Here is a 13,850-nt window from a genome sequence, read left to right as displayed (position 1 = left end):
TTGACGGTGGTCCCGTTAATTATATCAATATTGCCACTATTGATACTCAAATTATAATCTGAGGTATTGTTGCCAAAAGGATCGACCTTGACGTAATAGGTCTCTCCTGAGATGAGATTATAGGATATAGATTCACTGGAACTTCCACTCGAATATGAGGAATGCGAAGAGGAGGAATCCAACCGTGATCCAGAGCTGTTCAATAACCTTAAATCAATATCTGAACTCAATCCCGTTAAATTAATGGTCGCGGTGCCAGGGTGTTGCGCGACAAACGTATAAAAATCATTTTCCCCAGCATAACCTGTAATGCTGGTATCTCCATTACTGTCTAGTGAAACCGCAGTGGCTCCCGTTCGAGAGTTACCCGCATCACCACCACTGATAGTGGTACCGTTAACTATATCATTAACAGCAGCGACTGTATTGATACTCAAATTATAATCTGAGGTATTGTTGCCAAAAGGATCGACCTTGACGTAATAGGTCTCTCCTGAGGTGAGATTATAGGATACCGATTCATTGGAACTTCCACTCGAAGAGGAGGAATCTAACCGTGATCCAGAGCTGCTCAATAACCTTAAATCAACATCTGAACTCAATCCCGTTAAATTAATGGTCGCGGTGCCAGGGTGTTGCGCAACAAACGTATAAAAATCATTTTCCCCAGCATAACCTGTAATGCTGACATCTCCATTACTGTCCAGTGAAACCGCAGTGGCTCCCGTTCGAGAGTCACCTGCATCACCACCATTGACGGTGGTCCCGTTAATTATATCAATATTGCCACTATTGATACTCAAATTATAATCTGAGGTATTGTTGCCAAAAGGATCGACCTTGACGTAATAGGTCTCTCCTGAGATGAGATTATAGGATACCGATTCATTGGAACTTCCACTCGAAGAGGAGGAATCCAACCGTGATCCAGAGCTGTTCAATAACCTTAAATCAATATCTGAACTCAATCCCGTTAAATTAATGGTCGCGGTGCCAGGGTGTTGCGCAACAAACGTATAAAAATCATTTTCCCCAGCATAACCTGTAATGCTGGTATCTCCATTACTGTCCAGTGAAACCGCAGTGGCTCCCGTTCGAGAGTTACCCGCATCACCACCACTGATAGTGGTACCGTTAACTATATCATTAACAGCAGCGACTGTATTGATACTCAAATTATAATCTGAGGTATTGTTGCCAAAAGGATCGACCTTGACGTAATAGGTCTCTCCTGAGGTGAGATTATAGGATACCGATTCATTGGAACTTCCACTCGAAGAGGAGGAATCTAACCGTGATCCAGAGCTGCTCAATAACCTTAAATCAACATCTGAACTCAATCCCGTTAAATTAATAGTCGCGGTGCCAGGGTGTTGCGCGACAAACGTATAAAAATCATTTTCCCCAGCATAACCTGTAATGCTGGCATCTCCATTACTGTCCAGTGAAACCGCAGTGGCTCCCGTTCGAGAGTCACCTGCATCACCACCATTGACGGTGGTCCCGTTAATTATATCATTAGTAGGTGGGGTATCCTCATTCGCCCCAGCGATATTGATTGCCACATCATGTATTGCACCCTCCACCGTAGCAACAGAAAAAGTATCGCTCACCGTTTGTCCACCGTTGAGCGCCTGCACATTCGCCGCGTCGTTGGTTAAAGTATATGTCCAGGCGCCATTGCTGACGATGTTAAATTTGCCATAAATTCCATCTGCGTTTGATTGAGCAATAATAGAGGAATCGCCTGTATCACGGTCGCTGGTTGTCAATGTGCCTGAAGTGGTGAGCGTACCATCTTCGCTGACGATACCCGACGCAGTCCCACCAAACGCCGTGGTGTCGTTGGCACCCACCAGACTGACATTGAAGGCCTTGCTGTCACTGGCACTACCGTCACTCACAGTGATCATGAAGGAATCGCTGGCATCTGCTTTGAGCGCTTCGATGGCGGCATCGACGGGGGAATATTGCCAGTCACCAGTACTGGTGTTGACACTGAGTGTACCGTAGGTGCCAACCCTGGTTGTCATGCCGCTGGCGACAATGCCGTCGCTGATGCCGTAGGTCAGAGACGTGCCGGTGTCGGCATCACTTCCGATAAACGTGCCCTGCACTGCGTCGAACGTATCATCACCGCTGGTATCGGTAAAAGTCGGCGCTGACGGGGGTGCGAGGGTAGGAGAGGTATTATTGTTACCCATTACATTCCCTGAACTCAACACACTAATATCACCATCATCGGTGGTTACAACAATATTGGCATAACCGTCATCGGTTAAATCTGAGGTGATAATGTTTCGAATAGTGCTGTCAAAGTCAGATGTCCATTCTACAGACAAATCATTACCACTGAGTGAGAGCAGTTGATTATCATCACAAATCAGAATTTCCTTAATGCCATCGCCGTCGATATCGGCAGCAGCAAAGCCATAGAGAGCTGTAGCACTGCTGTCTGCATAGCTTTGCAGTTCATTGAGGCTGCTGTCGAATATTTGAACACTACTGTTCACTGAGCTCCAGACAACGATCTCCTGGCTACCGTTATTGTCCAGATCAGAGACGAGAAAGTTTGGGTTGGCGTTGTCGCCAATGGAGATATTATAGCGTACTGAGCCGTCGAGATTCAGTATTTGTATCTGGGCATCGCCAGCGTAGGAATTGCTATGGCCTGCCGTGGCTACAATCTCATAGTTACCATCGCCTTCAAGGTCGGCTAAAACCTGGGTACTGGAGCCGTTAGCCCCTCCGCTGGTGGCATCACCGACCAGGGCAACGGTTTGCTCGTTGCCGTTCTCATCAACCAGAATGGTGTACATATTGCCATCGTTGGTCGTGGTGCCAGTGCCATCAATTCCAGTACCTGTTGCGCCATTATGGGGAGTAAATGTTTTTCCAACCATGTCCATGTCCCCGTCTGCATCAACATCGGCAATTGACAAGTCGATGACAACAGGGCCAATATCGTACAACCACTGCTCTGTTTCGGTGCTGAGGTCCCAGACGCTGTAGCCCCGAGGGTCAAGAGAGAAACCGCTGGTGTAGCTGACCAGGAGTTTATCGTCGCCAAGGTACGCTGCAGGTTTCACACTGGAATCGTAGCCACCGCTACGAGATAAGGTGGCCAGCTGTGTGCCATCATCCTCGTAAATGTTCACCTGCAGGCTGGATGTCCTGCTGCTCCCTGTGATAATTTCGACATCGCCGTCCCCATTGATATCTTCAAGTATCAGATAGCCGCTGTCGCTGGTGGTCGAGAAACTGTTTTGAAGACTGCCGCCACCGTTGTAAATGCTGATCTGATTACCACTCAAGGTCACCAGCTCCAAGTCGCTGTCACCATTGACATCCCCGGTGACGCTGTACACTTTGGTTGCTGCAAGGGTGACTAACCAGTCTTTGCTGAAAGGTAAACTGGTGACGCTGTAAACGGTATCGTCGCTGGCACTTGAGGCTAAGTCGCTGCGGCTGTAGCGCCAGCCAGATACGTTGAAGTGTTCGTCTGTAGGTGGGGTATCCTCATTCGCCCCGACGATATTAATCCCCACATCATGCGCGGCACCCTCCACCGTAGCAACAGAGAAAGTATCGCTCACCGTTTGTCCAGCGTTGAGCGCCTGCACATTCGCCGCGTCGTTGGTTAAAGTGTATGTCCAGGCGCCATTGCTGCCGATGTTGAAAGTGCCATAAATTCCATCTGCGTTTGATTGGGCAACAATGGAGGAATTGCCTGTATCACGGTCGCTGGTTGTCAATGTGCCTGAAGTGGTGAGCGTACCATCTTCGCTGACGATACCCGACGCAGTCCCACCAAACGCCGTGGTGTCGTTGGCACCCACCAGACTGACATTGAAGGCCTTGCTGTCACTGGCACTACCGTCACTCACAGTGATCATGAAGGAATCGCTGGCATCTGCTTTGAGCGCTTCGATGGCGGCATCGACGGGGGAATATTGCCAGTCACCAGTACTGGTGTTGACACTGAGTGTACCGTAGGTGCCAACCCTGGTTGTTGTACCGCTGGCAACAATGCCGTCGCTGATGCCGTAGGTCAGAGACGTGCCGGTGTCGGCATCACTTCCGATAAACGTGCCCTGCGCTGCATCGAACGTATCATCACCACTGGTATCGGTAAAAGTCGGCGCTGACGGGGGTGCAAGGGTGGGAGAGGTGTTCATGCTTGATGCGCTTACAAGAGCCGTCGCGTCGCTGGACCAGCTCTCTATCGTGTTGTGCCCATCGGTGTAGCTTGCCGTTACCGTAATAGCTTTGCCAATCTGTGCTTCAATCAGGGTAAATGAGGATCCTGTCGCACCACTAATCGCGGTTCCATTGGCTTTCCACTGATACTGGATAAGCCCCAGACCGTCAGCATCACTGAGATTATTGCTTGCCGTAAGAATTTGTCCTGAAAATGGCGCCCCTGATATAGATACTGAGCCCACTGGAAGATCATTAATGTTCACCACACGTGCGGTTGCGGCAGATTCAACAGTTTCTCCCCGACCTTCTCCATCAGTATAATTCGCAACAACCCTTAACAGGGTTTTCACCTGAGTGTCATCAGGGGTAAAACTGCTGCCGTTGGCACCGCTGATATTCTGCCACAAAGCGTCACTGCTGGTACTGCTCTGCCACTGGTAAGTGCGTGTACCCAGGCCATCCGTGTCCGAGAGTGAATCCGTAATTGTCAGGAGCTGATCTTCTGTCGGGGTGGTATCGCTGATAGTCAAACTGCCGGTTGGGGCCGCATTAGCAAGGCCTGTTTCTGGATCTATCGTCTGATCTGCAAATTGCAGATATTCAATACCCGTCAGAGTATCATCGATATTGGAACCGGTGATACGGAAGCCATCGACAGAGTGTGTGATAACGTAATTGGCTTTATTGCCAGAATACACGGCGGTATCTATGCCCGCCCCACCGTCAAGTATATTGGCTCCGGTATCACCGACAAGGGTATCATTGCCACCATTTCCTTCAATGGTGTCATTGCCGCCCTCCCCAAATAGCCGATTCTGTTTATCATTACCCTCAATAACATTATCCAGATCGTTACCCCAACCATCAATCGTCCATCCGGCAGCCAGTTGAAGTTCCTCTACGTTGTCGGTCAACACATAAGGTACCGAGGACTGAACAGTGTCGAGACCCTCGTTAGCATCCTCAATTACCCAGTCACCACTGTTATTTACAAGATATAAATCATTATCAGCACCGCCGATGAGAATAGCGCCATCCCCTGTCGCCAGAGAGACAATTACATCATCACCGCCTCCGCCCAGGTAGTAGTCAATAGCGCCATCTAAGAGGGAAAAGAAACCATCGTTACCTTGATCTTCCAATAGACCGGCATTGGAAAGGACATCGTACTTTGGAGCATAGTCAGGGAAATTACTGTTGACCCATGTGTACTGCTCGAAATCAGACGGCTTGTATTCAGAGCCGTCGAGCGCAACTTGAACTGTACGGCCCATGTTGCCGTCAAAAAATTCCTGTGTAAATAGGTCTTCCAACAGACCATGAACCATGCCAATGGTTTGAACACTACTTGTATCCGGGAGTTCGCTGTCCAACGCACCGGCCACTGCAAGGTAGAGATCTGCCGAATGAAAGTCGGTTCCCGAATATGCCTTTTCCTTCTGCACATTCTCCAAGCCTGTGACATCGACGCTGACGATGTAGCCATCCTTAACCTTGAGATCTGGAACAGGGTCGCCATCGACTTCGACACAAACCGTGCGGGGATCGAGTTCGTAACTGCCAACATTGGGAATCATAGTCGACAAATAGGAAATCGCAGCCGCGCTCAACGGGGAACCAGCAATCCCTGCAGCAGTCGAAAAAAGCTCAACTGGCCACTCGAATCCTGGGGCTGCAAATGTCACTGCATCGTAGTCGGTATAAGCAGTATCTGGGTGCGTCTCCATATATCCCAGAGCCATTGCACCACCCAGACTGTGGCCTGTCACATATACCTGAGAAATATCGAATTGCGCTACATAATTGTCGACTCGACCAAGAAATGGAAGAAGCTCCAAATAGTGATCCTCCATGGCCACCCAATCGGCTTCATCACCCAAAAAAGAGTCTTCACCCAAAAGAAAGGTTTCCCAAAACCCATTATCGTTATCGTTCGTGCCTCGAAATGAGAGCATGAGTGCGTCACCGCAAACAGCAGCAAACGCCGAAGCATTTTGTGCGTGATAGATTCCTGTCTCCTCTATGTACCAGAGATAATCAATAGGATCAATTGGATTAGAGAAGTTGTTCAATGCATCCAAACTGGAGTCCATTGACCAACTAAGGCCCTGGTTAAAACCGCCAAGGTTCTCGGCTTGCAATATTTGCCAATCATTCGTATCGGCGTTGTTGATAACAGAGTAAGCGTCTGCTGCATAAGGCTTTACAAAATTATCGCCATCCCCATGTACGTCAATGGGTTGGGATATCGTTTGCCCAGAATGTAAATCTTCGTACGAATCTAAAAAATAGCTAGCCTTGGCGAAGTTAGCAAAGGTTTCATAATAATGAGACGAACTACCCAAATTTAATATACTTTTTGAACTATTGAGTGCAGTAGTTACCTCCTTGAATCCAGAACCAACTATCTGGTAATCTCCTGTATCAAAAATATCCAGGAGCCCAGTATCTATGTCTTTAACTTCAAGGTAATAAGCGCCGGATTGGGCAACAGTGCCCGACAACTCTGCATTACCAAAAATAGACGGGGCACCGCCAACCCAACCTTCAACCTCGTATCCATCTGCATCGACTATACGAATTTGTGGAGCAATACCTACTCCGGGGCCATCTGTTTCCTCCACTCTGAATGTGTAATGGTCATCGGAAAGAAGCATTACCTTGAACCAGTCAACATCGTTTATTCCATTGATTGAATAATCCGTCTGGTAAATGGCATCAATATTTAAGTCGGCTGCTGTCTCTGCAGTCGCCCCCACATCGTCAACTATCATTTCCGCCTGAATTTGGTAAGAACCCGTTTCGTCTGCAATATCCCGTACTTCAATATAATAGGTTCCGGAGAGCGAAACACCATACAAGTCTGCATTTCCCAAAGATGTTTCCAGCCCGTCTGGCTGAGCAGTGTAACCGTCCACGGTGTTGCCTGAGGCATCGACAATTCTTATTTGAGGGTCTATACCACCAAAGTCTAGATTCCAAATCCTATCAGTTTCTTCTGCACGAATATTGTAAAGATAGCCCGATGAAAAATTGACTTTAAACCAATCAACATCGCCGGGTGTTTCGAGATTGCCTGCAGACCAAGAAGGTGAGGTAGCGGGAGTAACAATACCAGTTGTGGACGAAGTAGCGCTGAAATCGTCATTGTAGGGAGGGTTAACAGTAATCTGGTAAGTTCCGATATCTTCGGCGTCATCGGAAAGACCATAATCGGCATCGCAAACTTCAAGAAAATAAGAGCCGGACACAGTTGACTTAAAGCTCAGTTCGACTTCACCAAAAAATTCAGTCAGACCCGAGGGTGAAACTTGCAGATCTTGAATGGTATCACCCGCCGCATTCACGATGCGGATGGCAGGATCAATTCCTCCCGTTCCAAAAGTTGTTTCTTCTACACGGATGGTATAGATGTTTCCTTCATCCAGTGAAAGCTGGAACCAATCGCTATCACCAATAGTTTCGATTTCTTTTGCGACAGGTGATCCATCCAGAAGAACCGGGATTGTGGTTGTTGAATTTCCGGGAACATCATCACCAATCATTTCCGCCTGAATTTGGTAAGCACCCGTATCGTCTGCATTATCCCAGATACCCATATCAATATCCCGTACTTCAATATAATAGGTTCCGGAGAGCGAAACGCCATACAAGTCTGCATTTCCCAAAGATGTTTCCAGCCCGTCTGGCTGAGCAGTGTAACTGTCCACGGTGTTGCCTGAGGCATCGACAATTCTTATTTGAGGGTCTATACCACCAAGGTCTAGATTCCAAATCCTATCAGTTTCTTCTGCACGAATATTGTAAAGATAGCCCGATGAAAAATTGACTTTGAACCAATCAACATCGCCGGGTGTTTCGAGATTGCCTGCAGACCAAGAAGGTAAGGTAGCGGGAGTAACAATACCAGTTGTGGACGAAGTAGCGCTGAAGTCGTCATTGTGGGGAGGGTTAACAGTAATTTCTTGTGAATATGCCGTATCGCCAGTCGATTCCGTCTTTACAATAATATAGCCTGTTCCTGAAAAACTACTCGGAATGGTCACATTCTCACTATAATCTTTAAGGGTCTCTCCTGGACTAATGTTCAATGAACCAGATTCCTTATCAATCCACGTATCATTTGTTGAGTATTTGGTGTCCGTTGACAAATAAATGTCGTAGCGTTCGCTTAGGCTTGTTGCTGTACCGTCGTTACGTGCATCGAACGTAACAGTCAAACTGTCACCCGATGTAACATTGTAATCATCAAGATCAACATTCAATGGCGTTACATCAGGAATTGAAGCTGCCACACTAATCCTTTGCGAATATGCCGTATCGCCAGTCGATTCCGTCTTTACAATAATATAGCCTGTTCCTGAAAAACTACTCGGAATGGTCACATTCTCACTATAATCTTTAAGGGTCTCTCCTGGACTAATGTTCAATGAACCATATTCTTTATCAATCCACGTATCATTTGTTGAGTATTTGGTGTCCGTTGACAAATAAATGTCGTAGCGTTCGCTTAGGCTTGTTGCTGTACCGTCGTTACGTGCATCGAACGTAACAGTCAAACTGTCACCCGATGTAACATTGTAATCATCAAGATCAACATTCAATGGCGTTACATCAGGGACAGCCTTTGAGAGGTTCCAATAGTGAGTTTCTATATAACTACCACCACCATCTTCCCCTGAATAAATATCAAATTGGACAAGATCCTTTCCAGTGGTATTAATTGTGAAGTTCGCTGTGTGATCCCCCCATGTCATGTTATCGATATCATACTTAACTAAAGAGCCATCATTGTTTTTCGTATAAAATACCCCGGAATATCCCGACGGAACACTAGTAACACTAAATGTATAATTCCCGTCTACTAAAGTCACAGAATGGCCGTTTACTGTGCCGTAATAATCAGAAGAATAGTCATCAGCTAACAAACTATTTGAATTGGATATCAATTCCATAATTCTGGAAGAAAAACTCTCGACTTCTCCAGAAACAATTTCTAAATCAATATCTCCAGATAAACTTTTGGGCCCTGTCAAATCATCAGAAGCCGCCACATCAGCCCCGGTTATCGCCGCAAGGTCCTCAACAAACGCTCTGCCCTCATCGCCAGCAGCCACATTGCAACCATAAAGGAGAATATCTCCATCCGTATCAAGGTAAGTCCCCAGCTGTTGAAGTTTTTCTTGATAAGAATCTATATTGCGAGAGCTTAGTGTCCCGTTGCCCAGACGCAACAAACCTTCCCTGCCGTGGGAAATAAGGTGAAGCGCTGAATAAGCTTGTTCTCCGCTGTTTTCATCCAGGATATCGAGTATTTGCTGTACCCCCTCGGCATTTTGATCCAAGAAAAAAACTTCTGTATTTTCTGAAAGTCCCGGAATCAATTGCTGATAATCATCTACCCCGGCATCAACGATAACGATTTCTCTGCTTATTATTTGCATCACCTTAGCCTCTTTATTTTTGTTATACAGGTTGCATTACATAAATCATTCTTGAAGTAGAGCCTTTAATACTTATTCAACAATATCAACAACTTATCCTAGTTGTTCTTTCCCTGTTATAAAAACAACATCCCAGTTATACAGGCGAGTAAATTTCCTCCTGTGCCTCGAATATGAACGAAATACAAGATTATTCAAAATACCCTTATCAGTATGACTGTCAACCAAAAAAAAGGAAACAAATTGAAATAACTTTGTGCACCTGGTGAAAATTATTTCATAGCGTTGCCCCTTCGAGCCTAAAAATGGCGATAACGGTGAGACGACTCCAACGAAGCCCCAACATAGAGAATGCGTTATTTTGAGAGATACTTTTTTACTGTCAGCCAATCCTCTGAAACCTCCATCATTACAACTGAAAGAAGTCATAGACATGACGCTGTATCTGGGGAAAGAGTCGCAGCTCCTGCACGACACAAGATCTCTTTATTCAACTGTTCCAGCATATTATTGGAAGAACGATACTCACAGAGAATTGGTAAATGAATCCGTTACCAACAGGACCTGCGGCAGGCAACCGGGTTGGAGTGAAAGTGTAGCTGTAGGAAGCCGAAGTTTTGTAGAAACAATTCATTCGAAATTGGGATTTCGTGGTAAAGGTCGGAAGGTTTTAGAACATGACATCGGATTTTAACTTCGTGAAAAACACAGAACCTATAATGTCAAATATGATGGTAGAAATGAAGATATAGCCTCAATAAACACCTCTGAATGGGACGTTAATTTCGAGTAATCAGAGAGTTAACGTGGCCCGACCCCGTTCGTCTCCCGTTCGTCTCAGATTCCTGCATTCCTCTAACGGGTATGAGGCTCCGCTGGTCTTTGAGATGATGCAGGAAGCTGCGTAGTCTTATGTCCGGAAAAGTATTGACACATCAGGATAGAAAAATGGGCAGTTACACAATTTCTTAGAGAGATATTTCAACCCCCTCAAAAGACACACCAGACAGCTCTATCTCCTCACCCAAATCAACGTCGTCGAATTCTCCCAATTCTGCTCTTTGATTTTCAGGTATATCAGCGACTGTAAATAAATTGTTTACACTCGTTTCACAATTACCGTCATTATTAATATCAGCATCTAAGAAAACAAAGAGAGGGGCTGTATTGATACTCAAATTATAATCTGATGTATTACTTTTATAAGGATCGACCTTGACGTAATAGATCTCTCCTGAGGTGAGATTATAGGATATAGATTCACTGGAACTTCCACTCGAATATGAGGAATGCGAAGAGGAGGAATCCAACCGTGATCCAGAGCTGCTCAATAACCTTAAATCAATATCTGAACTCAATCCCGTTAAATCAATGGTCGCGGTGCCAGGGTGTTGCGCAACAAACGTATAAAAATCATTTTCCCCAGCATAACCAGTAATGCTGGAATCTCCATTACTGTCCAGTGAAACCGCAGTGGCTCCCGTTCGAGAGTCACCTGCATCACCACCACTGACGGTGGTCCCGTTAATTATATCAATATTGCCACTATTGATACTCAAATTATAATCTGAGGTATTGTTGCCAAAAGGATCGACCTTGACGTAATAGGTCTCTCCTGAGATGAGATTATAGGATACCGATTCACTGGAACTTCCATTCGAAGAGGAGGAATCCAACCGTGATCCAGAGCTGTTCAATAACCTTAAATCAATAGCTGAACTCAATCCCGTTAAATCAATGGTCGCGGTGCCAGGGTTTTGCGCGACAAACGTATAAAAATCATTATCACCAACATAACCTGTAATACTGGCATCTCCATTACTGTCCAGTGAAACCGCAGTGGCTCCCGTTCGAGAGTTACCCGCATCACCACCACTGATGGTGGTACCGTTAACTATATCATTAACAGCAGCGACTGTATTGATACTCAAATTATAATCTGAGGTATTGTTGCCAAAAGGATCGACCTTGACGTAATAGATCTCTCCTGAGGTGAGATTATAGGATATAGATTCACTGGAACTTCCACCCGAATATGAGGAATGCGAAGAGGAGGAATCTAACCGTGATCCAGAGCTGCTCAATAACCTTAAATCAACATCTGAACTCAATCCCGTTAAATCAATGGTCGCGGTGCCAGGGTGTTGCGCGACAAACGTATAAAAATCATTTTCCCCAGCATAACCTGTAATGCTGGCATCTCCATTACTGTCCAGTGAAACCGCAGTGGCTCCCGTTCGAGAGTCACCTGCATCACCACCACTGACGGTGGTCCCGTTAATTATATCAATATTGCCACTATTGATACTCAGATTATAATCTGAGGTATTGTTGCCAAAAGGATCGACCTTGACGTAATAGGTCTCTCCTGAGATAAGATTATAGGATACCGATTCATTGGAACTTCCACTCGAAGAGGAGGAATCCAACCGTGATCCAGAGCTGTTCAATAACCTTAAATCAATATCTGAACTCAATCCCGTTAAATTAATGGTTGCGGTGCCAGGGTGTTGCGCGACAAACGTATAAAAATCATTTTCCCCAGCATAACCTGTAATGCTGGTATCTCCATTACTGTCTAGTGAAACCGCAGTGGCTCCCGTTCGAGAGTTACCCGCATCACCACCACTGATAGTGGTACCGTTAACTATATCATTAACAGCAGCGACTGTATTGATACTCAGATTATAATCTGAGGTATTGTTGCCATAAGGATCGACCTTCACGTAATAGGTCTCTCCTGAGGTGAGATTATAGGATACCGATTCATTGGAACTTCCATCCGAAGAGGAGGAATCCAACCGTGATCCAGAGCTGCTCAATAACCTTAAATCAATATCTGAACTCAATCCCGTTAAATCAATGGTCGCGGTGCCAGAGTGTTGCGCGACAAACGTATAAAAATCATTTTCCCCAGCATAACCTGTAATGCTGGCATCTCCATTACTGTCCAGTGAAACCGCAGTGGCTCCCGTTCGAGAGTCACCTGCATCACCACCACTGACGGTGGTCCCGTTAATTATATCAATATTGCCACTGTTGATACTCAGATTATAATCTGAGGTATTGATGCCAAAAGGATCGACCTTGACGTAATAGGTCTCTCCTGAGATAAGATTATAGGATACCGATTCATTGGAACTTCCACTCGAAGAGGAGGAATCCAACCGTGATCCAGAGCTGTTCAATAACCTTAAATCAATATCTGAACTCAATCCCGTTAAATTAATGGTCGCGGTGCCAGGGTTTTGCGCGACAAACGTATAAAAATCATTATCACCAGCATAACCTGTAATACTGGCATCTCCATTACTGTCTAGTGAAACCGCAGTGGCTCCCGTTCGAGAGTTACCCGCATCACCACCACTGATAGTGGTACCGTTAACTATATCATTAACAGCAGCGACTGTATTGATACTCAAATTATAATCTGAGTTATTGTTGCCAAAAGGATCGACCTTGACGTAATAGGTCTCTCCTGAGGTGAGATTATAGGATATAGATTCACTGGAACTTCCACCCGAATATGAGGAATGCGAAGAGGAGGAATCCAACCGTGATCCAGAGCTGCTCAATAACCTTAAATCAATATCTGAACTCAATCCCGTTAAATCAATGGTCGCTGTGCCAGGGTGTTGCGCAACAAACGTATAAAAATCATTTTCCCCAGCATAACCAGTAATGCTGGCATCTCCATTACTGTCCAGTGAAACCGCAGCGGCTCCCGTTCGAGAGTCACCTGCATCACCACCATTGACGGTGGTCCCGTTAATTATATCAATATTGCCACTATTGATACTCAAATTATAATCTGAGGTATTGTTGCCAAAAGGATCGACCTTGACGTAATAGGTCTCTCCTGAGATGAGATTATAGGATATAGATTCACTGGAACTTCCACCCGAATATGAGGAATGCGAAGAGGAGGAATCCAACCGTGATCCAGAGCTGTTCAATAACCTTAAATCAATATCTGAACTCAATCCCGTTAAATTAATGGTCGCGGTGCCAGGGTGTTGCGCGACAAACGTATAAAAATCATTTTCCCCAGCATAACCTGTAATGCTGGTATCTCCATTACTGTCTAGTGAAACCGCAGTGGCTCCCGTTCGAGAGTTACCCGCATCACCACCACTGATAGTGGTACCGTTAACTATATCATTAACAGCAGCGACTGTATTGATACTCAAATTATAATCTGAG

At 45.6% G+C, this 13,850-nt stretch carries 2 protein-coding genes; both read right to left on the bottom strand.

Annotated features, from left to right (window positions below; genetic code table 11):
- Nucleotides 1-9,647 (bottom strand): VCBS domain-containing protein (locus tag JWG39_RS15165; protein WP_240192169.1); only part of this gene is annotated, 9,647 nt, incomplete at its 3' end.
- 968 nt (nt 9,648-10,615) lie between these two features.
- Nucleotides 10,616-13,850 (bottom strand): beta strand repeat-containing protein (locus tag JWG39_RS15160; RefSeq protein ID WP_205220287.1); only part of this gene is annotated, 3,235 nt, incomplete at its 5' end.

The organism is Desulforhopalus vacuolatus, assembly GCF_016918505.1.
In the GTDB taxonomy this organism is placed as follows: domain Bacteria; phylum Desulfobacterota; class Desulfobulbia; order Desulfobulbales; family Desulfocapsaceae; genus Desulforhopalus; species Desulforhopalus vacuolatus.
The sequence above is the reverse complement of the archived record's forward strand: the minus strand, read 5'-3'. Positions and strand labels throughout refer to the sequence as shown.